Below are 22991 nucleotides of genomic sequence, written 5' to 3'. Positions count from 1 at the left end.
AAATCACTACTTTTACTGAAAAAATGATTTACGGATATATCAGAGTGAGCAGCGACAAGCAGACAGTTGAGAACCAGCGGTTTGAGATTAACAAATTTTGCGAGCATGAGAAGTTGCACGTCGATGACTGGATAGAGGAAACTATCAGTGGTACCAAGAACTACGACAAGCGGCAATTAGGAAAGTTACTCAATAAGGTGAACAAGGACGACATTATTATATGTAGCGAGCTGTCGCGCCTCGGCCGTAACCTTTTCATGATCATGGAAATCCTCAATATCTGCATGAACAAGGAGTGTCGAGTCTGGACGATCAAAGACGGCTACCGTCTCGGTGATGACATCCAAAGCAAAGTTCTCGCTTTCGCCTTCGGACTCTCTGCCGAGATTGAACGCAACCTGATCTCGCAACGCACTAAAGAAGCATTGGCAAGAAAGAAAGCGGAAGGAGTTGTCCTTGGCCGTCCTAAGGGGAAAAGAACTTCTCCAGAGAAACACAAATTGTACAACAAAAAAGCCTTAATAATTGGGTTGATAAAAGAAGATGTTTCCTATAGGCAAATAGCTAACATTTGCAAAGTGGACCGGAATACGCTGTCTCGATACATAAAAGACCAAATGGCTGATATGATATGAGCAATTTCGTGCAGCAACAGCATACTGTCAATGCCTTCACATCTTCTGATTCATGGGTAATATTGTCACCAATAGAGCAGAGCATCAAGCAGAAGATTGAGGCTGTTGGCGTGCCATTGAAAGATTGGGACATCCAAATCAACTATGGCATAAAGACTGGATGTAATGAGGCGTTTATCATCAATACTGAAAAGCGTAACGAAATCTTGGATAACTGCAAGGATGAGGCAGAGCGTAAGCGCACTGAGGAACTTATACGACCCATTTTGCGTGGCAGGGATATAAAGAGATATGAATATTCGTGGGCTGATCTTTATCTGATTGCCACATTTCCAGCTCGCCATTATGATATCGAACAGTATCCAGCTGTTAAAGCATATCTACTTAGTTTTGCTGAGGATTACTTACGTAAAAATGGTTGTGAGTGGGTAGTGGCTGATTATCTTGCTGACTACTGTAGGCAAAAACTTTCACAGACTGGTAAGTTCATCGTTATCAATGGAACTGAGCTATCCATAAGCGGGAAGAAGGAAAAAGCCCGCAAAAAGACCTCTAACAAGTGGTTTGAGACGCAGGATAGCATAAGCTATTGGGAGGATTTTGATAAGCCAAAAATTGTGTATCCAGAGACTACGCAGGGTGCTTACTTTGCTTTTGACGACAAGGGATTTTACATAGATAAGACTTGCTTTATACTCATATCTAACGATGCTGAATACTTGCAACATACATTATCTAGTCGTTTGTTTGAGTTTGCTTACAAATGTATTTTTGCTAGTGTGGAATTGGGAGAGCATGGCTATCAATATAATAAACACGCACTTGTTAAATTGCCAGTAATAAAACCTAGTAAATCTTTTAAGTTTGATGATAATGATATTGATAGTCAAATATACAAACTTTATAACATTTCGAAAACACAAATCGACGAAATAGAGAGCATCTAATGCTCTCTATTCTCTAAATAATCTATTTCTTGCTTTGATAAATTATAAAGCTTATAAATTAATGCTGTCAATTCTTTCTCTTCCTGCTGATTAGGTTGAAAGGGATAAGTCTTCAACTTTTCTAAATTTGTCCTTGGTATAGGTATTTTATCTACGAACATTGGTTTGTATTCAAAATACCCGCCATTACGGGTAACACCCAACGAACGGATGTAATAATCAGCTATTTTAGAATTAAGGATATGAAGGATAGCTGTATTATTAGTGGCTATAAACGGGCAAGGCGCGTTAATAAACATTCCTTCAGGTGCAAATGAATAACTGCCTTTTAAATTAAGGTTTCCCCAAGTAATTTTTGGCTTATCAAAATCCTCCATATATGCGCAGTTACGGAGATTATAAGGCGTATCGCCCTTGTCGGCACGCTTTGATATTTTACTCCAATATTTATCAAGATGCGCTTTAATAGCAGGGTAATTGTTTATGTCAACAGGAGGAACTTTTCCTTTGATGCCATTATGCGTGTTTATAAGCCACAGCCCCGCCCAGTTATATCCATATCTCTTTATATCCCTGCCACGCAAAATGGGTCGTATAAGTTCCTCAGTGCGCTTACGCTCTGCCTCATCCTTGCAGTTGCTAAGAATCTCATCGCGCTTTTCTGTATTTATGATAAAGGCCTCATTGCACCCTGTGAGAACGCCGCGATAGATGTTAATGTTCCAATCTTTCAGTGGTACACCGACAGCCTCTATCTTATTTTTTATACTCTGTTCTATAGGAGATAAGATGACCCATGAGTTGCTATCAGAAAACTCGCATACAGTATGCTGTTGCTGCACGAAATTGCTCAAATTATGTAAGCAATTTCGATAATCCTTGTTTGCATTAACACAGATAGTATTTCTTTTGTTTTTCCCCTTTTCAAAGAGGAGTATGTTCGTATCTACAGTGGCACTCTCAAATATTTTCAGCCCGGCAAAATCAATGAGCATCTTAGGATTTGTGCTGTTTGCTATGAATTTACGCAGTTTTTCTCCATATCCTGCACGCATCCATTTATTAGATGTTATATAACATAAATGTCCTCCATTTTTTAATAGTTGCCATCCACGTTCATAAAAGAGACAATAAATATCCCCCGTTCTTGTAAACGACGCAAACTGAGCATCTTCATACATTTTTGCCAATGCACCCTCATTACTCTGGAGTTGCACGTAAGGAGGATTGCCAATTACTATATCAAAACCATTCGCACCGTTTGGACGATTAAACACATCATTAAACATAATGTGCCAATCAAAGAATGGTACATTGATTTGAGATCTTTCTTTTAATGACTTTGCTGGGTCCAAAAGCAGCTCATCAAGCTTTCTGCAATCGGAAAGAATGTCCATTCTCTCTTTAGAGAAATCTTGAGTATATTTAGTCTTTTTGGCTTTTGCTGCCTCGCCTCCAAATATATCTGGTGTCGCATACTTGGTGGCTTTCCATGATCCAAGTTCATAGTCAAGTTGACTGATAATAGAATCAAGGATCAGATGTTTGGTTCATCCGACAAATCGTGTGATAAAGTGTGGATGATGTAAAGAAAATAGCTGGAAATCCATTACCTTTGTAAGTGATTAAAAAAAACAAGACAAATGGACACCAGCTATATCTATTATGCATACGGAATCAGGGACTTCGAATGCACTAAGACTGAGTACAAAGGTAATACTATTATTCATCATATCCAAAAAAGAGATGTAAAAACTCGATGTGAATGTTGCCATAGTCACGTTGTCGTACGCAACGGGTTCAAGATTCGTAAAATCCGCAGTGTCAACATTGGTACCAAGCAATCAATCTTACATGTAAAGGTGCGTCGTCTAAAGTGTAAGACATGTGGTGCTGATGTCTATGAGGATCTTCATTTCGTTACCGGCAAGCAGCGCTATACACATCGTTTGGCAAGGCTCGTGATAGAACTGCTTCATAGAATGACGATAAAAGATGTAGCCCACTATCTCGGTCTGAGTTGGGATACGGTGAAGGATATCCACAAGAACTATCTCAATCATAAGTTTTCTCATATAGATATCAAGGATGTCAAGCACATTGGTATTGATGAGTTCGCTTTGAGGAAGGGACACGTCTATCTGACTATTGTGGTCGACATGTTGAGTGGTGCCATTATACATGTCGGAGATGGCAAAGGAATCGATTCTTTGAAGAAGTTCTGGCCCAAATTGAAGAGAAGCGTCGCGAAGATAGAGTCCGTGTCTTCAGACATGTCCGCTGCGTTCATCTCTGCGATTAAGAAAAACCTACCTGATGCCATTCACGTTTTCGATCACTTCCATGTGCAGAAACTGGCAGGCGAAGCCTTGGACAAAGTCAGAAGAGAGGTCTATAATCAAGAGAAGGACTTAGAAAAAAGAAAAGTCATAAAGGGAACGCGCTGGCTGTTGTTGCGCCATGATAAGGATATTTTTACAGAGGATGAAAAGAAGAGATTGGATAACGTAATCAAGATGAACGAACCTCTGAGCAAAGCCTACATTCTCAATGAATACTTGCAAGAAGTATGGAAGCAGGACTCATATAAAGAAGGAGAAGCTGTGCTGGATGACTGGATAAAACAGGCTCGGGAATCAAAAGTTCCCACCCTTGAAAAGCTGGGTAATTCCATCGCCGCTTACAGAACTGGAATCCTGGCTTATTACAAATGTAGGACAAGCAATGCAAAAGTAGAAGGGATCAACAATAAAATAAAAGTCTTGAAGAGAAACGCCTATGGCTACCGGGACATTGACTATTTTAAGTTAAGACTTTTCAATTTGCATAATGACAAAATCACACGATTTGTCGGATGAACCAGATGTTTGATGTTTATTTCATGTTCAGACCTCTCTTCTCCGTTACTATTGTAGAAAGCTTTCTGCTCCTTTGTAAGTTCCCTCATGTCATGCATGATCTTTGTATAGCTCTGCCTTTGAAGGTCATGCTTTGTATCGAGGTTAATATATAGCCCTCGGTATGTTGTAACAAGCGAGTTGCCTTGCATAATCTTGAAGTCGAGGTTTGGCAGCGTTTCTGGTGTTTTTTCGTCAACAATCAATGTCAGCCAGAAACGTAGGCGAGCAATCTCCACAGCGCCTTTTTCTATATCTACACCATAGATATTGTTCTGAATGATTTCCCGCTTGATTTGTGCCGCATCGGTAACTTTTTCCAGTTCGCTCCGGCAGAGGAAAATCTCTTTCAGCATGCCCATGGGGAAAGCTCCAGAGCCAATGGCAGGGTCGCAGATTTTCACCTCTTTAAGTTGGTTGTCAATGTCTTCTTTAATGGTAGCTATACAATCTGCATTTTGTGTCTCAACAAATTGGCGTATAGCATCTTGCTGGGCTTTGTCTTCGTACCCTGTTTGTAGATAGGCAATAAGGCTTTCGCGGCACATATAATGTACCACTTCTTTAGGTGTATAGTATGCTCCCTTGTCCTTGTTGTCCTCAAGCAGGTTCTCGAAAATACGGCTAAGCATCTCCGGGTCGATACCAACTTGTGCATCATTGGGATCGTTTTCGTCAACGGTGAAGTTGTATTGGCTGAGGAATTCTAACAAATCGGCAAAATACTCCTTTGGGAATCGTGATGGAATTTCGTCGTCCGCGTCACGCTCGAAGAGCCCGCCATTGAGATAAGGCACATGCAAACAGCCAAATACCTTTGTGTCGTAGAGATAACTGTTATCCGAGCGGTTTGTGTCTATAGCGGTAAATAAGGGTTCAAGAACAGCATCGAGGAAGTCGTCCTGTTGTTCGGGGGAAGCATTATCGTAAAGACGTTTCATAAAATCAAGGTCGCCCTTGTTGCTGTCCCATGCTTCTCCATCGGGCAGTCCGAGCCACCCTTTCTTTTGTACGAAATGAAGGAACAAAATGCGTCCGAGAAGTCTCTTCACATAGTCGCGCACGCGCTTGTCGTCATTGCCGAAGGCTGCGTAAAGAGTTTTGTCATTTTCAGTATTGACAACTTTCTCTACATACTTGGAACCCGACTTAACATATGCCTTACCCGTAATATAGCTGACAAACTTTTCATACCGTTTCTTGTATTTGTCGAAGAACTCATTGGAAAGAGCCTCGACGCTGAATGCAGTTTCAAGATCGTCATCGCTAATATCCCCATGTTTGGCTTCGAGTTTCATAAAATTGCTTGCAGCTGTGAGACAGGACTGCCTGGGACCCAACAAGAAAGTAAAACGTTTGCTCTCTGTCGTTTCACTCTCCTTACTCCCTTTATGACAATATGAGAAACGCCAATCCCATTGCATATCATTGTCGTAATGGAAAATCATGAATGCATACGAGTACTTATCCATGATGCGTCTTACGATATTCTGTACGCCAACGCGGTTGCGGTTCATCATTATATGGTCGTTAACAGTCACATCGAAGATGAGTAATGGCTGCATTCCAACGAAAATCTCCCAAATCTCCTTTACACTGCTAATACCGGTTTTTTCAGCTACTGGTCGCAATTCGGGATATTTGTCAAGCAATTCGCCACTGTCTACATCATCGTCACCAGTATCTCCGAAAACAGGATGGATGACTTTTTCAAGGAACCATTCGCTGCCTTGATATTTGCTGCTAAGTATTTTTTAAGTTCTTCTCTATCCATTCCTTTATCCTATTTTATCAAGCCAAGCAGTATGTCGGCCTTTCCCTGTCTTAATTCTACGTTTGCAGCAAGTTTTCCGATTTCGCGCTCTATGACAGCGTCTATGTCTTGCTGGCCTATTTCAAATAACTGTGGGTTACGGTCATTTATTTCATTGTCAAGTGCAATAATTTTTCTTATCATGTCATAACTGCCCTGATTTACCAATCTCCTTGCATTTTGCAGCAAGGTAACAGAATGTTTGGAAAGATTTGGCTGTGAGCCTATGCGGATAATGATCTCTTTGGCCTTAGTCGCCTTGTCTCCAGCACGTGACCTGTTTATGCGTACGAAATACTCATTGTAGGCCTTTTTAGCCTTTTCGCTAAGGGCGTTCCAGCTATCTGGCAGTGGCATACTTTGCGCATTTTCCGGCACTCGCATATCTTCAAGCAGGTCGAGCAGTGAGATAATCTCCGCATTCTGTTCTTGTTTAATGCGTATGGCAAGCCTTGCCGACTTGGGTGCTTTTACGAGGAAGTAGGCCGTGCCACTTTTTGCCACAGCCATTCCCCAATTGTCGTTAGTATCCGCTATATGCTCATAGCGCTCAGGGTGTGCCTCCTTAAATCGCTTTAACTCATAGACATACTTCTCCAACGGAGACTCTTCGCCATCTGCGGCTTTCTGAATGTCGTAATGTCGTACTTCTTCGTCCTCTGTAAATATCTTGCTGTCCTCACCAAAGAGCACGTGGAAGGACTGGAGCTTGGTGTAAGCCTTGCGTACAAGCTGTATCTCAGCATCACCCTGTGCGCTTGGCATGAAGTTATAAACATAAACTATTGGCTCTTTTGACCCGATGCGGTTCACACGGCCTATGCGCTGCATTAATCGAGTGGCATTCCACGGCGTGTCATAGTTGAGGATGACATTGGCACGGTGCAGATTGACTCCTTCGGCCAGCACTTCGGTAGTGATTATCACATCATAGTCATTCTTCTGCTTGTCTACAGGATAGTTGGCATCGAAGTTTTCTTCTATCGTATGCTCCATCTCGTCACGGTTGGCAGCCGTAATAACAAGAGGTTTGTGCTTTTTATTCTTCACTGCACGCTTCAGCGATTCAACGGTGTCAATAGCCTCAGAGAATATTACAAGCTTACCTGATGTGTTCTTTTGAGGGTTGAATAGTTCGGGTTCGAGATTCTCTTTGAAAGCGTCATATTTAGGATCTTCCGAATTGCCATCCCAACGGTAGAAGAGATCTTGCAGAATCTGGTAATCTTGCTTCAATAGCGTTATATATTCTTGCTTGAAGTCTTTACGACTGTATTCGGCATTCTGTCCTTTGTCATTGTGTCCCAGCTCATTGAGCTTGGCTATTTTGGAACGCACATCATCTACACAATCAGCAAAGGTCACGGTCTTACCTCGCTTTTTTGATTTAGCCTCAAAATCCAACTCCTTATTGACATCTATTTGTGGGCAAACGAAAATCGTGTCATTCTCCCACATGCGTATCATATTATCTGTATACCGAAGCAGATTCTTCAAAGACTGGCGGAACGCCTTAAAGGAACTTTCTAAACGCTTGACAAGCAGTATCTGCATTATTGTAGCCAACTGTTTGGAGACATCTGTCACACCACGATTACCACGACCCGAATGCTTTAATTCATTGGTAGGGTCAACAAAATACTCAATGATGCGATAGCGATAATATCTGAGCCAATAGTCCGACTGCAGTTTGTCATTGTCGGAAGGAGCAATTATACGCATGGTATCTGAGAAAAGCTGCGCAAGTTCGTCGTCCATGACATATTGTAAGTCAATGGGGCCTACTATTTTAGGAAAGATGATTCCTTGCTTCTTGATGTCATCGGCATAATACTTTACAATGTCTGTGCGTGTACGCCGCTCAAGAATGTCTGTGAGAATGCAGTCGCGAAGCTTCTTCGACACTTCGTCAAGCCGCTGTCGACGCTCTTTATCGGGAATAATGTTTTTCCTGTCTATCAGAAATTCGTATTCGCGGCTGACATCAGCAAAAAACTTCTCTATATTACCGCCTTCCGCTTTTTTCAAAGTGCTCTCATTGTGGTTGCGCTCGAAGAGGTAGATCTGGTTCTTCAAATCATTTGGTCGGTTGTTTTGTGGCGTTGCAGACAGCAGGCCTATGTATGGGAAAACGCCAGTGTTGGCACCAATGTTCTGTATCAGCTCATCAAGTGACTGATACATAATGGTATTGCTGTTTCTGAATTTGTGGCTCTCGTCAATGAGAATAAGCCCATAATTTTTATATTGTAAAGATGTACTAAACTCGCCACTATCGGTTTCGTCATTATCGTCGTCAGCATCGTATTCCTCGTCTATATTGCCAATACGGCCTGTCGTAATGAAATCGATGTATGGAGTAATCTTGTCTTCGGAGTTTTTGTCAAAATCTGTTATAGTCTTTTTCCAACCCGACTGTATGGCGGGTGGCGTGATTACCAGTACCTTGCGTTCGCGTCCATCATCTTCCGGCATTGAGAGAAAACGCTTGATTATCAGTGTGCCGATAATAGTCTTGCCAAGACCTACTACATCTGCAAGCATGAACCCCCCATGCTCATGCATGATGCCGATACAACGTTTTACAGCTTCTATTTGGAAATCCAACTTATGAATATTAGTCGGTAGGTATGACTCTATCTGCTGGCTCAGATTCTTGTCAACAACATCGCCAAACTGAATCTGTAAAAGCTTGATATATAGCTCATAGGGAGTAAAAGGAACTACTCGGCTTTCTTCCTTCTCCTTCTCCATTTGTTTAACAGGCTCAGACACCTTCAGTACCTGCTCAAGAAATTCCTTGTTCCATGGTTCACTGTGAGTCCATTTGTCGTCAAACCATGCAATGTGCCCTTTCCTTTTTGCATTTTCACCCTTTGGGCTATGATAGTTGATAAAGGGGATGTCAGTTTCCAATACGTTCAATTCAGAATTCCCCTCCAGACCTTTCTTCGTGAAGTTGCTGCTACCCAATATGGCATACATATCCTTGTCATCGTCGTCATCAGATGTAAAAATGTAGCATTTGGAGTGGAAAAATTGACTCTCGTCGTTCTCGTTGGTTTTGAAGACGCGTATCTGTATTCTCGAGTTATCTTCATTTTCCAGACAATAATCAAGCAACAACTGGAAGGCTTCTCTGTATTCATCTTTCAGATTGTTACCTATTCTGTCGAAGTCAGCACGGATGTAGTCCTTTGGATAACTCTTATCCTTAAACTCGGGCACCTTTAATACGTTAGTATAAACGTATGGATCTTTGCCAATGATAATTTTCAATTTAGCATTCTTGCGTTCAAGGAATTTTTTTAGCTTGTCAGCTATCAAAGCCATACCAGGTATATCCCAATAGCCTGTAGCTATGCGGATGGTATTGACATTGATGTCATCAATACATTCGCCCAGCTTGTCAACCATTTTTAGGTTCTCCGAGTTGTCTATGAGGGTTTTGTTCATTCGTAATGATTTAATGGCCTTCAAAATTACAATAAAAATTTGATAAAAGCTAAAAAAAACGGATTTATTTTCTGGCCACTTAGGATAGATGCCTCTCCAGGACTTCACCTCCTCTTCCGATATTGACTGGACGAAGAGCGTTCATGATATAGACTTGCAGCTCTATGACAAATACGGGCTGACGGACGACGAGCGGCAGTTTATTGAGACACACGTCAAGGCTATGGAGTAATTGACTTTACGTCAATACACGGCAATCCAACTCTCGTATAAGGGCTCTTTCATTTAAGCCGACATAGAAGACAATATGTCACAATGTAATCCGTTTAAATGAATGTGACGATAGGCACAAACGCCCGAAGGCGGTTTCTCAACCGCCAGGCTCTTAATACCTTTTGTCATATATTTTTATTTTTGAAGAGGGGGTTTATGGTATTTGTGCGATTAGTGCACTTTGTGCCCCCTCTTCTTTTTACACTGCAAAGATACAAAATAATTAGCTAATAACCAAACAATTACGCACTTTTATCATCTCGGATGCAACTTTTTCTTCCCTATAAGGGATTAAGAGTTTGGCGGTTGAAAAACCGCATTTGCTGAGCCGAGATTTGTTAAATTTTATCCACTCAGTACCAGATTATCGTAGGATGAACAAAGGCAACTGTAAACACAAGTTGTCCGACATGCTTCTGCTGGTTATTTTGGCCAGGGCATGCGGCTGCGAGACTCGCAAGGACATTGTGGCCTTTGGAACGATCCATTTGAGCTACTTGCAAGACCACCTCGGCATTCTTGCTAAGGGATGTCCGTCCGAGCCCACACTTTGCAGGATGGAAGGTGGAATCGACGACATTACTTTGGCCTCTTTGGTTTCGACATTATCACGAAAATACGTGTCGGAGCATGATGGAGCAAACAGACGGCACATTGCAATTGACGGCAAGTTCATGCTGGGTACGAAAATTGGCGACGGACGCTCTCCTGATGTTGTGACTGCTTTCAGCGTGACCGACCGGTTGCCGCTTGACACTGAAATGTGTGAGGTGAAAAGCAATGAGATAAAGGCTGTGCCCAAAATCATAGAGCGGGCTGACTACATGAATGGATGCGTTATAACTGCGGATGCCATGTCGTGCCAAAGTTCTATCATCAAAGGCATCGTCGGGAAGGGAGCTGACTATCTTATTGCGCTGAAAGCCAACCAGAAAGCAGCAAGATGGTCGGTAGAGGACGCTGTGCCTACGCTGCATCCTAACGACGAATGGAAGACGGAGTGGGAACTTGCCCACGGGAGGCTGTACCAACGCCGATGCCGTGTATATTCAGACATATCCGGTATCAAGGCGCTTGAAAAATTCCTCAATGTCAAGGCTGTGATTGCCATAGACACGCATACGATTGAAAAGAAAAGCGGAACGGAACAAAAACAGACGAGGTACTATATAACCAGTTTGGAAGAAAGGGCACAGACTTTGGATCGAATCAGCCGCATGCACTGGGGAATCGAGAACAATCTCCATTGGACGCTGGATGCAAGAATGCGCCAGGACCGCACAAAGAGAAAAGAAACAAAGTCGGCCAGAAACTTGGACTCGATCCAGAAGCTTGTTTATATCATCTACACCATAGCCTCCAAAAAGCACCTGCCAGAGACCATCAGAAAGAGGAAAGAACTCTTTAAAGTCAAGTTCTCAGCCATTGCATCTTACGCCAAGAACAGCTTGGCCTATGCTATTTCTCTTCTCAGTCTGTAGAGGTCGTTAATTTTGAGGGATATATAATAAGCCCTAAGCTACATCCAGCTTGGGTAGGGGATACTTTATCCATTGGTCATCAGACCTTTACTACAAATAGCATTTCTGCGGTAAAGCGGAGACTGAGCAACAATCATGCCATGTCAGTCTAAATTTAAATGAAAGAACCGTAACTCTCGTATGAAAATAATAACGACATCACTTGCATAGTTCAAATATTATGTCTATATTTGCCAATAAACAAGTGGGCTATGGAACATATAACGACAAAAGAGCAAGCCATGGCATGGTTGATGCGAAACAAGAAAATAAAGGCAGAGCGTCTTGAGGCTATGAAATCCATCGCCATCAAGAAATATGAGGAGCGCACCGGACTCAAGGCTAATTATGTAGAGACATTATGAACATTGATGTCTCGCTAATAAACAAACGTGCTCCCTATCACGTTAATGCCACAGATAACATCAATAATCTGGACTTCGTTACTGACTATGGAGTCCAGTATAATCAGGAATTCAGCCTCTGCGAGGCTGGAGCATGAAGGTTTATGGTGTTTTAGATGGTTTAATGTTAAAAGTACGATTCGGATCGAAAAAAAAACAAACTCTGAGTAGGGGTTTCCGGTGTTTTTACCGTTATTAGAATAAAGCATAAAAAAGAAGATGAAATGAAAAAGTATTTGTTTTTTACAGTATTAACCATGTTCACAGCGATACTGTTCATTGCCTGCAGTAAGGATGATGAAGATTCCGACCGCTTCCCACAACTTAACAAGGAGTCTTTTTCCCTCTCATCGCTGTCACCTGACACCTTATATTCTGTCAACAAGAAAGACTACACTCTTGAAAGGATGATTGTTCTTTCAAGGACTGACAATTCTACATTGGGGGAATTGAAATTCTCATCCAATCAGTCTGACATCGTAGTTGGAGGCAACAAAATAGGCTCTGTCTCTTACCGCAACGGAAAGGTCTCTTCAATTGACATACCCGACTTTTGCAGCATCACTCTCATTGGTGATGTCTTAAACAAGAAATGCGCCTATAAGGTTCAGGCATATGCCAAAGCTTCTTCTTCACCTTATTATATTATCCTCTTCGCCATGGACGGAGCTCCGGTTGGTGTCACGATAAAATAATCTTAGGCGTTCGTTGATTTCTGAATCTTATTGCTTTATTACTGAGCTATAATATTCTCAAGTTTCGAACGTATATTTTCCTTTGCAGGGGCGGCCCTTGTGGCCGTCCGCAACCCAAAAAATAACTTTTCGAAGGAAAGCAATGCATTTCTCATAGGCTGCGGACGGCCACGAGGACCGCCCCTGCAAGGAATTACGGTACTTCCGAATTAGGTTGTTCAATATGGTGTACCCATAATATCGTTCAGTTTCAACTCCCCTGTTTCTTTCACAGGTCGATTACCAGCTATTTCCAAAGTAGGGTGTTCAATATGATGTACCCCAAATATCGGCACTGCGGATATTTTCCGTGGATTCATGGTAAGTTGATATGTAAAGGGGAAGGAAAATGGTCATGTCCAGGCTTACTCTCCTAACGGAGCTATGGGTCTGAAGTGACGGGGGTAGCCTTACGAGCAAGCTCGCCGGCTACCCCCGTCACTTCAGACCCACACCTTTGGCGCCTCACACCCTACGGGGAAAAACCTGTCCATGACAATTTTCCATTACCATTTGGGGGATTGGAGGTCACGCATTGGCGAAGCCACGACAATATGTTTCCCCACGAGTTGTATTCAAGAACTCATTAAAAAGTGGGTACAAGAAATTGAACATCCTACTTCCGAATCTTGAGTAATTCTCATTGTACCGACCTCAGCTTGTCAAATAATAAGAAAAAAGGCGAATAATTTATGAAAGTTTTTTGTTTACATTTAGTCGACGGATAATGTCTGCATTAATAGTATTTTCATTTCATAACCGTTATGGCTTGCTTGTGAAATATCACAACATCGAAAAAAATATTTTCGAAAATACTTGCATTCGCCTCAAAAAATTTGTATCTTTGCATTACGAAAAGCACAGAATCATTCCACAAATTGGTCAGATATATGTCGATGCCCGATTGTTAATGCGGGCGATGGTGACGGGCGTTTGTCAATAATGGGTATGATATGGTGATACGTATGCGTATTGCGTTAATAATATGTTGATAATCAATGTGTTGCACGTACACGCCGCACGCGGTTAATTTCTACTGTAAGCTATCCTGACAATAACCGGTAAAATCCTTGCCGTGATGCAAGGAGTGCGCACTATATTTTTTCCGGCTGTCGGCTTGCTTCGAAGCGAGTTTCGATAATCCGACAGCGCCAAGAAAAAAGCTTTCGTTCCTCAGGCTTGCATCACACCAAGGAAAACCACAAAACGCTGATGGCGCGGAAAGGTGCCGCTCACAGGAAATATCCAATGTGCTAATCAGGAATAGACCATAGAGAGGAGCGTATGTCGTCAATGCGACACACTTTTTCTTCTTTTCTTCTTGATTTACAAATTATTTGTGTAAGTTTGCATTATCTTACCTGTTGGCCGGAGTTGCTCCGGCAACAGGTTTCAAACAATATACATGGCAAAGAAAACTAAAAATACAAAGCAAGAGGCATTAAGCCTCGACAATATTCTCTTCAAGTGCAGGGACATACTCCGTCAGGCCAAGAACTCCGGATCGTTCTTCGAAAAGCGTGATATGATGCTCACGCTGGTCTTCCTGCGTTTCGTCGGTGAGAAATATGAGGATGGCGTGGAGCGGCTGCGTGCCTATCTTGCGAGTCAGGGACTTGACCCCGACGACGAGAACATACACTCATGTTTCTTCGACGATCCCACCTTCGCCGACGGCACATTCAATTTAGCTGTGGAGGCACGGTGGTCCACTATCATCAACACCCCGGCGCCGCAACTCAACGTAGCCCTCGACACGGCGCTCAAAAGCATCGACGAGAATACGCCCGAGCTAAGAGGCTGCTTCGTGGAGGGCACCTTCACGCAGCGCAATCTCGCTCCCAACGACATCAAGCGTGTCGTGGATGAGATCAACAAAATCAGCCATAAGGCTTTTGGCGAGGAGAAGGACCTCATAGGGCATGTGTATGAATATTTCCTCAAGGAGTTTGCCGTCAATGCCACTAAGGAGGAAGGAGAATTCTATACGCCCCATGACGTGGTGCGTCTCATCGCTACGGTGATAGAGCCTTTTGACGGTACGCTCTACGACCCTTGCTGCGGGTCTGGCGGCATGTTCATTCAGAGTGCGGAGCTGGTGGAGTCGAAGCAGGGCGACATCAGCCGCATCAACGTGTATGGACAGGAGAAGGAAGCAGCCACCTACCGGCTGGCCAAGATGAACCTGGCATTGCGGGGCATAAGCAATAATCTTGGACCGGAGAGCGACTCCACCTTCACCAACGATCTTCACCGTGGTCTCTACTTCGACTATATCATGGCCAACCCACCTTTCAATCTTAAAGGATGGTGGGACGACAATCTGCGCACCGACCCACGTTGGGCCGACTATGGACTGCCGCCACAGAGCAATGCCAACTATGCGTGGATTCTTCACATTCTCTCTCATCTCAGGCCTTTGTCGGGGGTGGCGGGCTTTCTGCTCGCCAATGGTGCGTTGGGAGATACCGATGCCAAAGAAATCCGACAGAAACTCATTGAGAATGACAAGGTGGAGGCCATCATCATCCTTCCCCGTGAACTCTTCATCACTACCGATATCAGCGTGACGTTCTGGATACTCAACCAGAACAAGCGGGGCGGCACATATCATGGACGACAGCTGCGCGACCGTCAGCATGAGATTCTCTTCATGGACTTGCGCCGGTGGACGGACAATGCCGTGAAAGGTGAGCAAAAGAAAAAGGTGCTGCTTGATGAGCAGCAGATACACCGTGTGGCTGATCTCTACCATCAATGGCAGAGCGAGGGCACCGATGGACAACACTTCGCCGAGCCGGAGCTCTATCGCTCCGTCGGTATCAAGGAGATAGAGGACAACGATTGGTCGCTCGTGCCCAGTAAGTATATCGAATTCATCGACCACGATTTAGAGATAGACTATCCAAAGGAGATGGCTCGTATTCAGCAGGAAATGAAACAGCTCCTTAAGAGAGAAAAAGAATCGCAGCGTATGCTCGAAGAGGCTTTTAAAGGGATTGGATATGGCATTGAGGAAATATAAATTGGGGGAGCTGATAGAGTTGGTTGAAGAAACTAATTCTGAGAGCAAGTATGGGCCTAAGGATGTCAGGGGTATTAACAATCTAAAAGAGATGATGAGAACGAAAGCTGATTTGAGCGGTCGAGACTTATCGAAGTTTAAGATTGTTAGACCAGATAATTTCGTCTTTAATCATAGGACATCCAGAAATGGAAGTAAATTCAGCATAACTTACAATTATGATTCTGTGCCACATATCTTTACCGAGGATTATGTTGTATTTCGAATCAAGGATGTCTGTGAAGATATTATTCTGAAAGAATGGCTTTATATGTATTTTTGTAGATCAGAGTTTGATAGATTCGTTATCACCAATTCATGGGGTAGCTCTACAGAATTTTACAATTGGCAAGACCTTTGCGATTTTAATATCACCCTTCCTCCTCTTGACGTGCAGCGTAAATACGTTGACGTATATTTGGCCATGCAGAATAATCTTGCCGCTTATCAAAGTAAGGTGGACGAGCTGAAAACTGTCTGCGACGGATATATGGACAGACTGAAAAAGACAGTAGCATATGTAAGGGTAAAAGATATTCTGCGTCCGGTAGATAAGCGGAATAAAGATATGAAGTATACAGAGGTAAAAGGCATAAATATCAATAAAGCCTTTTTTCCTACGGTTGCGAATATTGATACAGACAGCATACGTAATTATAAAATTGTGGAAAATAATCAGTTTGCTTTTAGCGGAATGCAAACTGGTAGAGATAAATGTATCAGAATTGCACTGAATGAAAGGAACGAACCAGTTATTGTTTCTCCCGCCTACATAGTGTTAGCCGTAAAAAACGATAAAGCATTGAGCCAATACGTCCTACTATGGTTTTCAAGACAGGAGACTGATAGATATGGATGGTTTGCCAGTGACGGAAGTATACGTTCTAATTTAGATATAGAACGTTTCTTCGACATGAGAATTCCTCTACCTGATATAAAGATACAAAAGAATTTAGTTGAATTTTTCAAGTGTTACTTGGAGCGCCAGCGCATCGTCGAGGAGCTGAAGGCACAAATCAACCGTCTCTGCCCTGTGCTCATCAAAGGTTCCTTGGAAACCGGAAACTGATAAAAAATAGGAAACATGTATACGCCACCATTTACAGTAAGTGCCAAGGCTATTAACCTGATAGCCGATATCGCAGGTCTGATAGAGCGTTATGCCATCCGTCTGGAACAAGAGGATGGATTGCTGCTCCGTAAGATAAACCGCGTGAAGACGATACATTCTTCTCTCGCCATTGAGGGTAACAAGCTGAGTGAAGATGAGGTGCGCGACATCATAGATGGAAAGACGGTAGTGGCTCCCATCAGAGAAATACAAGAAGTGAAGAACGCCATTGCTACCTATGAGCTTTTTTCTCAACTGGATGCTTTCAAGGAGAATGATCTGTTGAGGGCTCATGGAGTGATGATGCAGGCACTGGTGGATAACGCAGGACACTATCGCCGTGGCGGCGTGGGTGTGTTTGGTGAACAGGGATTGGTACACCTGGCTCCACCGGCCGACCGCGTACCCATGCTGATGGGCGACCTCTTCGACTGGCTGAAGCATTCAAACGACCACTTGCTCGTACGCTCATGTGTGTTCCACTACGAGTTTGAGTTTATCCATCCATTCATCGACGGCAACGGACGAATGGGGCGCCTATGGCAATCTCTCATCTTGGGCAAGCTGCATCCTCTCTTCGAACATCTGCCAGTAGAAAACATGGTGTATGCAAATCAGCAAGCCTACTACGATGCCATCACTGCGAGCACCAAAGCCGGAGAGTCAGGTCCTTTTATCGACTTTATGATGCAGGAAATCTACAACGCGCTAAAGGCTCATCAAGGAAAGCCATTGAAGAATAAACAAGTGCCTGGAGTTCCTAATAAAGTTCCTAATAAAGTTCCTAATAGACTCCGGATGCTATACCCCGATATTTCCAATGCATGTTGGGAGGTCTATCTACAGATTAAGGCAACCCCTCATGCTACAACAAGCGAGATTGGACTGGCGTTGGACATCAGCGACCGAATGGTCCGCAAGCACATTGCAACACTACGTGATTGCCGGCTGATAGAACGTGTAGGTGGAAATAAGATGGGGTATTGGAAAATCAACAAATAAGGTTTTGACGGAAACAACATAAAGTCTGCAACTATGGCAAAAACGAAATTGATAAAAATGAACGGCCATTTCGTGGAGAGTGATTATGAGAATGCACTCATCACGCTCTTGGAACACGAAGGCTGGCAATATATCCCCGGCGACGAGATACCGAGAGACAACCTTAGGGAGGTAGTCTATGCCGATGACCTCCTCACCTTTCTGAAAGATGCCTGTCCCACACTCGACAACGACGACATCCTCAGCATTGCCGACAAGGTGAGGCTCGTGGGTGGTGAGTCGCATTTTGCCACGTTGCATAAGATGTACGGGTGGATGGTCAACGGAATGCAGTTTATCTCCAGTCAGGGTATGCCGATGATGGTGCCGCTCCTTGACTTTGATCGACCGAAGCGCAATATCTTCCGTGTTGTCAACCAGTTGTCGGTGGAATATGTCAATAATGGCGAAACAAAGACTCGTCGTCCCGATGTGCTACTCTATGCCAACGGCTTGCCTGTATGCATCTTCGAACTGAAGAATCCAGCTGATGCCAATGCTACCATAGAGGATGCGTGGGAACAGGTGAACACCAGATACTGGCGCGACATTCCCGCCCTGCTTCACTACTGTCCGCTGGCTTGTATCAGCGATGGAGTGAAAACGCGGTTAGGCACGGTAAGGGCTCCCTACGAGCACTTCTACGCCTGGAGACGCGTAGAAAACGGCGATAAGGTATCGACCATGCCTTTTGACGAACTCGATACCATGGTGCGTGGCGTGTTCCGTCAGGAACGGTTCCTGGAGATATTCCGCGACTACATCTATTTCCAAGACCGCAACTACGATCACGACGAGGTGGAGATCGTATGCCGTTATCCTCAGTTCTTCGCTGCCCGGCTGCTCCGCGAGAGTATCCTACAAGCGGTGAGCAGACAGAGCGGAAAAGGCGGCACCTACTTTGGTGCCACGGGGTGCGGCAAGACCTATACCATGGCTTTTCTTGCCCGACAACTTGCCATGCGTTGCAGCAAGGAGTTGGGATCGCCCACAATATTGATGATAGTGGACCGTGACGACCTGCAGAAGCAGGGAGCCAAACTCTTCACCAAGAGCACAGAGTATCTCGGGCTGGGAGAGGTGACAACCGTTGCCGACCGCAAAGCCCTCAGACAGGAACTCGGGGCAAGGCAGAGCGGTGGCTTTTTCATCTGTACCATACAGAAGTTTTGCGACAGGGCTGATGATCCTATCGGGCTCATCAACGACCGTTCCAACATCATCTGCTTCAGCGACGAGGCTCACCGTACACAGATAGAAGGCTCTCGCCGCATACAGTTCAGCGGCAATGCCAACGACAACATGAGGGCTTTAATCTCCAGACCTTATGCCAAGGTGCTGCGTGAGGCCCTGCCTCATGCTACCTTCGTAGGTTTCACCGGCACACCTATCGCCGAGACCTACCAAACTTTTGGAGAGGAGATAGACCGCTATACCATGGACCAGTCGGTGGCAGACGGTATTACTGTACCTATAAAATATTGCCCGCGCATTGCTAAGGTGCTGCTCAATGAGGACAGAGTGAAGGAGATAGAGGCTTACTATGCCAAATGCGCCGATGAGGGGTCGACACCGCAGGATGTGGAGCGGAGCAAGAAGGCCATGAGCTCATTGGAGGTGATACTCGGTGAGCCGGGACGGCTTGATCGTCTGGCTGTCGACATTCACGACCACTACACGGCCTCTGTGGCCAATGACCCGGAACGGGTGCAGAAAGCTATGATAGTGTGTGCCAACAGAAAGATAGCCTACGACCTGCTCATGAAGTTTAAAGATCACTATCCCGACTGGTTTGTAGAGCGGAAAGCTCCCAAGGGTGTTTCGGTCTCGCCCGAGGAACTGAAGACTCTCAGCGATATGCCAACCATTGCCATGGTGGCCAGCGTAGGCAGCAACGACCCCAAGGATATGTATGAATATCTTGGAGGCGTGAGCAACGACAAGCGGTCGGATGCCCTCGACGCGGCTTTCAAGCAACCTCACTCCAACTTCCGTCTCGTCATCGTAGTTGATATGTGGATTACAGGTTTCGATGTAGAAAGCCTTACTTATCTGTATAACGACAAACCACTACAGAAGCACGGACTCATTCAGACTATCAGCCGTGTAAACCGAAAGTATCCCGGAAAGGAATATGGTCTGATAGTGGATTATATCGGCATACACGACCAAATGATGGAGGCGATGAAGATGTACAGTAGCGGTGACAACAGTCTGGCTCCCAGTGAGGACGACGTAGAACAGGCTACCGTCATCTTCCGTGAACACTTGGCCATACTGAAAACACTGTTCAAGAATTATGACCTTTCTCCATTCCTTCATGCCAACACCGACCCCGCTGAGCGGTATAGGTTGTTGGCACGCGCGGCTGAGTATGTCTTTGCCTCTACCCAAGTGCTTAATACGGTCAGCAACGATGGGAAGAAGAAACGAAAGGTTAGCTTCAAGACCTACTTTCTCAAAGAGGTAAAACGAATGAGGAAAGCCTACGACATCTGCCAGCCGTCGGGTGAGTTGGGCGAGGAAGAATCGGCACTGGCCCAGTGCTTTATGGCCATTGCCGGCATGGTGTATAAGATGAACGGAACCGACGCTCCCGATACCGATACCATGAACCGGAGAGTCGCCAAGATGGTCGAGGAGGCTTTGCGCTACAACAACATAGAGAATGTTCTGGAAGAGGGTGAACAGACGGATGTTTTCAGTCCTGAGTTTGTGGAGAACCTTTCAGATGTCAAGATGCCCGCTACCAAGCTCGAACTGCTCATTAAGTTGCTGCGCAAGCAAATCACTGAGTATGGAAAGACCAATGGAGTGGCCTCACACAAATATTCCGATCTGTTGGAGGCAACCATACAGGAGTATCATAATCGTCGTCGGTTCCTATCCGAGCAGGAGGCAACGGCCACACAGGAGGTAACAGCAGAGAGCATCATCAGCAATGCCACGGATCAGGCACTGTCGATCCTCAAAGCAATGCAAGCTGACCGAGACAGCTTCCGTAAACTTGGTCTTACTTTCGAGGAGAAAGCGTTCTACGACATTCTCATTCATCTGAGAGACAAGTATAACTTTGTTTATGGCGAGGACAAGCCACAGAATGGTATCTTGGTCAACGCTAAATGTAAAAGTCTTGCAGCTCAGATACGTGAAATTATCGATACAAAGTCGTCTTTCGCCGACTGGCTCAACAACCAGCGCGTGCGAGACCAGCTAAAGCTCGATATCAAGATATGCCTTGTCAAGAACGGCTATCCACCGCAGTACACACCCGAAGTGTTCAGAGAGGTGATGGGGCAAGTAGAGAACTTCAAGGAAAATGAGACATCTAATGACAATGAGGGCACACATACTAACACGACGCTGACGAAAACAGATATGGTCGGCACGACTTCGCTGTACATCCATCCTGAGATGGAGGAGGTAGGTGACCTCGCGGCCGAAGATTTCCTCTGTTATCGCTGGAACAATTTCGACCGTCAAATTTCAGACTTCTTCGAAGGGAAAACGGTGTTAGTGGGCTGTGCGAAAGACAAACGGCAACGCCAATGGATTCTTTCACACAATCTTTACAACGTAAGGATAGGTAATAGCAAAGGGTCTGTTGCTGATAAGAAGGCTCTTTTTGACGAAACTGCTTATCTGCTACTTTATGATTCGAAGAACACAGACAATCTAAAGGCTTTCTCTATCGTAAGTCATAGGGAGATGAGCAAAGAAGAGATGAGGCAGGTGGATTATCCTAACCCTCAGCGTAAGAGTTATATGGTATTCAGTATTAGTCCTCTGGACAAAGACTTGACAACGTTGTCTGAAGGTCACCTAATAAATCACATTTTGCAGGTTAGGGGCGGGAGTATAAAAGGTATGCCCGTCTTTATTGAACCATAGAAAAGTATGATTTCAAAGAGTATTCATGATGAACGTACCTATTGCATAAAGTATTAAGTTCATTCCACAAATTGGTTATTTCAGCAATTGATGGAGACGCAATTACGAATTATGGAATGGCATCCCTCTTTAACAGCCCGGCAGACAGTCAATGTCTTTGTCTTGGCTCATATTGCCTTGCCATCTCCAGATGATAAAGGAAAAGAAAATCATGTACAGGCTTACGCTCCATGGGGAGCTAAAGCCTGTACATGACTATTTTCCAAAAACTTATTCTCGATTCAGAGTGACGCATTGACGAAGTCAGGCGTTATTTCTTCGTGACGTGTATCTTTCCGATGTAGATTCCCGACTTTCCGTTCTGGTCGACGGGCACCATGGTACCGTTCTTGTCCTTGACGTATTCGAGATGGGTGAAGAACGTGTGGCTGTGGCCGCCGAGAACGAGGTCGATGCCGTGGGTAGCGGCAATGAGTTTCTGGTCGGTGACGAGGTCGGGATAATTGGTCCAGCCTAAGTGCGAGATGCAGATGATGTAGTTGCAGCCCTCCTTTCGCAGTTCGTCGACCTGCTCCTGTGCGCACTTTATCGGGTCGAGGAATTTCACTCCACGGCATTTATTCACGTCGACGAGGCCGTCCATCTTTGGGCAGATGCCGAAGACGCCAATCTTGAATCCCTTTCGGTGGATGATGGTGTTCTTCTTCACTGTGCCATCGACGGGTGTGCCGGTGAAGTCGTAGTTGGCGCAGAGTATCGGGAATTTGAGTTCTCGGAACACGCGTGCCATATTCTCCAGTCCGAAGTCGAACTCATGGTTGCCGATGGTTCCGGCGTCGTAGTGCATCTCGTTCATCAGTCCTGCCTCGACATCGCCCTTGAAGAGGGTGTAGTAGGGGCTGCCCTGCGAGAAGTCGCCACTGTCGAAGAGCAGCAGGTCGGGGTTCTTTGCGCGCTCTTCCTTGATCATTGCTATGCGGCGGAGGAATCCTCCGCGTCCGGCTTTGGCGGTATCGGCGAGGTTGACGGGAAGGGGATAGATCTGACTGTGGGTGTCGTTGGTGTGGAGGATGGTGAGCTCACGTGCTCCTCCACAGCTGCCGAGGGTGCCGGTGAGGGCTATGGCGACGACGGTGGCGAGGAGGATGCGGAGCAGTGAGGTCTGGTGGGGTATTGATGGTGATGGTATCATGGGAATATTCTCT

Annotated in this window: 15 protein-coding genes; 11 read left to right on the top strand and 4 right to left on the bottom strand. The window is 44.8% G+C overall.

Going from position 1 to position 22991, the window contains the following annotated elements; genetic code table 11:
• Positions 1–23 precede the first annotated feature (23 nt).
• Positions 24–635, top strand: a complete 612-nt coding sequence (locus LDN30_RS00810; RefSeq protein ID WP_223928451.1) for a master DNA invertase Mpi family serine-type recombinase — start codon at positions 24–26, stop codon at positions 633–635.
• Positions 632–1582 carry a TaqI-like C-terminal specificity domain-containing protein gene (locus tag LDN30_RS00805; RefSeq protein ID WP_223928450.1) on the top strand — a complete coding sequence of 317 codons (951 nt, stop codon included), beginning with the start codon at positions 632–634 and terminating at the stop codon, positions 1580–1582. The genes LDN30_RS00810 and LDN30_RS00805 overlap by 4 nt, the downstream gene beginning before the upstream one ends.
• Here the strand turns inward: LDN30_RS00805 and LDN30_RS00800 are convergent.
• Complete coding sequence (locus LDN30_RS00800) at positions 1579–2979, bottom strand: Eco57I restriction-modification methylase domain-containing protein (RefSeq protein WP_223928449.1); 1401 nt, start codon at positions 2977–2979, stop codon at positions 1579–1581. The two genes, LDN30_RS00805 and LDN30_RS00800, sit on opposite strands and share 4 nt — an antisense overlap.
• A gap of 246 nt (positions 2980–3225) precedes the next feature.
• Between LDN30_RS00800 and LDN30_RS00795 the strand changes: the two genes are divergently transcribed.
• Positions 3226–4440, top strand: coding sequence for an ISL3 family transposase (locus LDN30_RS00795; RefSeq protein WP_223928448.1), 1215 nt, complete (start codon positions 3226–3228; stop codon positions 4438–4440).
• Here the strand turns inward: LDN30_RS00795 and LDN30_RS00790 are convergent.
• Both LDN30_RS00790 and LDN30_RS00785 read right to left on the bottom strand, forming a co-directional pair.
• Entirely contained in the window at positions 4380–6131 is a 1752-nt protein-coding gene (locus LDN30_RS00790) for a DNA methyltransferase (protein WP_223928447.1), read from the bottom strand. The genes LDN30_RS00795 and LDN30_RS00790 overlap by 61 nt on opposite strands.
• A gap of 131 nt (positions 6132–6262) precedes the next feature.
• Positions 6263–9748 carry a helicase-related protein gene (locus LDN30_RS00785; RefSeq protein ID WP_223928446.1) on the bottom strand — a complete coding sequence of 1162 codons (3486 nt, stop codon included), beginning with the start codon at positions 9746–9748 and terminating at the stop codon, positions 6263–6265.
• Positions 9749–9836: 88 nt separating this feature from the next.
• Here LDN30_RS00785 and LDN30_RS00780 point away from each other — a divergent pair, with 88 nt between their 5' ends.
• The 8 genes from LDN30_RS00780 to LDN30_RS00745 all read left to right on the top strand — a co-directional run bounded on the left by LDN30_RS00780 (position 9837) and on the right by LDN30_RS00745 (position 21786).
• Positions 9837–9980 carry a hypothetical protein gene (locus tag LDN30_RS00780; protein WP_223928445.1) on the top strand — a complete coding sequence of 48 codons (144 nt, stop codon included), beginning with the start codon at positions 9837–9839 and terminating at the stop codon, positions 9978–9980.
• A gap of 340 nt (positions 9981–10320) precedes the next feature.
• Positions 10321–11502 (top strand): ISAs1 family transposase, encoded by a 1182-nt coding sequence (locus LDN30_RS00775; RefSeq protein ID WP_306421494.1) that lies wholly within the window; start codon positions 10321–10323, stop codon positions 11500–11502.
• Positions 11503–11753: 251 nt separating this feature from the next.
• The gene (locus LDN30_RS00770; protein WP_223928444.1) at positions 11754–11906 is read left to right on the top strand and encodes a hypothetical protein; all 153 of its coding nucleotides are present in this window, start codon (positions 11754–11756) and stop codon (positions 11904–11906) included.
• Positions 11907–12169: 263 nt separating this feature from the next.
• The gene (locus LDN30_RS00765) at positions 12170–12640 is read left to right on the top strand and encodes a hypothetical protein (protein ID WP_223928443.1); all 471 of its coding nucleotides are present in this window, start codon (positions 12170–12172) and stop codon (positions 12638–12640) included.
• Positions 12641–14084: 1444 nt separating this feature from the next.
• Positions 14085–15704, top strand: a complete 1620-nt coding sequence (locus tag LDN30_RS00760) for an N-6 DNA methylase (protein ID WP_223926699.1) — start codon at positions 14085–14087, stop codon at positions 15702–15704.
• Positions 15685–16812 (top strand): restriction endonuclease subunit S, encoded by a 1128-nt coding sequence (locus tag LDN30_RS00755; RefSeq protein ID WP_223926698.1) that lies wholly within the window; start codon positions 15685–15687, stop codon positions 16810–16812. The genes LDN30_RS00760 and LDN30_RS00755 overlap by 20 nt, the downstream gene beginning before the upstream one ends.
• Before the next feature lie 15 nt (positions 16813–16827).
• Positions 16828–17856: a Fic family protein gene (locus tag LDN30_RS00750; protein WP_223926697.1), complete on the top strand. Its 1029-nt coding sequence runs from the start codon at positions 16828–16830 to the stop codon at positions 17854–17856.
• Between the two features lie 33 nt (positions 17857–17889).
• Positions 17890–21786 (top strand): type I restriction endonuclease subunit R, encoded by a 3897-nt coding sequence (locus LDN30_RS00745; protein WP_223926696.1) that lies wholly within the window; start codon positions 17890–17892, stop codon positions 21784–21786.
• Positions 21787–22096: 310 nt separating this feature from the next.
• Here LDN30_RS00745 and LDN30_RS00740 read toward each other — a convergent pair whose 3' ends face one another.
• On the bottom strand, positions 22097–22978 hold the full coding sequence (locus LDN30_RS00740; RefSeq protein ID WP_373316525.1) for a bifunctional metallophosphatase/5'-nucleotidase: 882 nt from the start codon (positions 22976–22978) through the stop codon (positions 22097–22099).
• Between the last annotated feature and the right edge of the window lie 13 nt (positions 22979–22991).

It is taken from the genome of Prevotella lacticifex, from assembly GCF_019973375.1.
Taxonomy (GTDB): domain Bacteria; phylum Bacteroidota; class Bacteroidia; order Bacteroidales; family Bacteroidaceae; genus Prevotella; species Prevotella lacticifex.
Note: the sequence above shows the minus strand (reverse complement) of the source record. Positions and strands in the feature narration are given on the sequence as shown.

Bases quoted from the DNA above. Each gene is read 5' to 3' on its own strand.
- LDN30_RS00760 (WP_223926699.1), top strand. From the start codon at position 14,085: ATGGCAAAGAAAACTAAAAATACAAAGCAAGAGGCATTAAGCCTCGAC.
- LDN30_RS00745 (WP_223926696.1), top strand. From the start codon at position 17,890: ATGGCAAAAACGAAATTGATAAAAATGAACGGCCATTTCGTGGAGAGT.
- LDN30_RS00750 (WP_223926697.1), top strand. From the start codon at position 16,828: ATGTATACGCCACCATTTACAGTAAGTGCCAAGGCTATTAACCTGATA.
- LDN30_RS00770 (WP_223928444.1), top strand. From the start codon at position 11,754: ATGGAACATATAACGACAAAAGAGCAAGCCATGGCATGGTTGATGCGA.
- LDN30_RS00805 (WP_223928450.1), top strand. From the start codon at position 632: ATGAGCAATTTCGTGCAGCAACAGCATACTGTCAATGCCTTCACATCT.
- LDN30_RS00800 (WP_223928449.1), bottom strand. From the start codon at position 2,979: ATGGACATTCTTTCCGATTGCAGAAAGCTTGATGAGCTGCTTTTGGAC.
- LDN30_RS00740 (WP_373316525.1), bottom strand. From the start codon at position 22,978: ATGATACCATCACCATCAATACCCCACCAGACCTCACTGCTCCGCATC.
- LDN30_RS00810 (WP_223928451.1), top strand. From the start codon at position 24: ATGATTTACGGATATATCAGAGTGAGCAGCGACAAGCAGACAGTTGAG.
- LDN30_RS00795 (WP_223928448.1), top strand. From the start codon at position 3,226: ATGGACACCAGCTATATCTATTATGCATACGGAATCAGGGACTTCGAA.
- LDN30_RS00755 (WP_223926698.1), top strand. From the start codon at position 15,685: ATGGCATTGAGGAAATATAAATTGGGGGAGCTGATAGAGTTGGTTGAA.
- LDN30_RS00765 (WP_223928443.1), top strand. From the start codon at position 12,170: ATGAAAAAGTATTTGTTTTTTACAGTATTAACCATGTTCACAGCGATA.
- LDN30_RS00780 (WP_223928445.1), top strand. From the start codon at position 9,837: ATGCCTCTCCAGGACTTCACCTCCTCTTCCGATATTGACTGGACGAAG.
- LDN30_RS00785 (WP_223928446.1), bottom strand. From the start codon at position 9,748: ATGAACAAAACCCTCATAGACAACTCGGAGAACCTAAAAATGGTTGAC.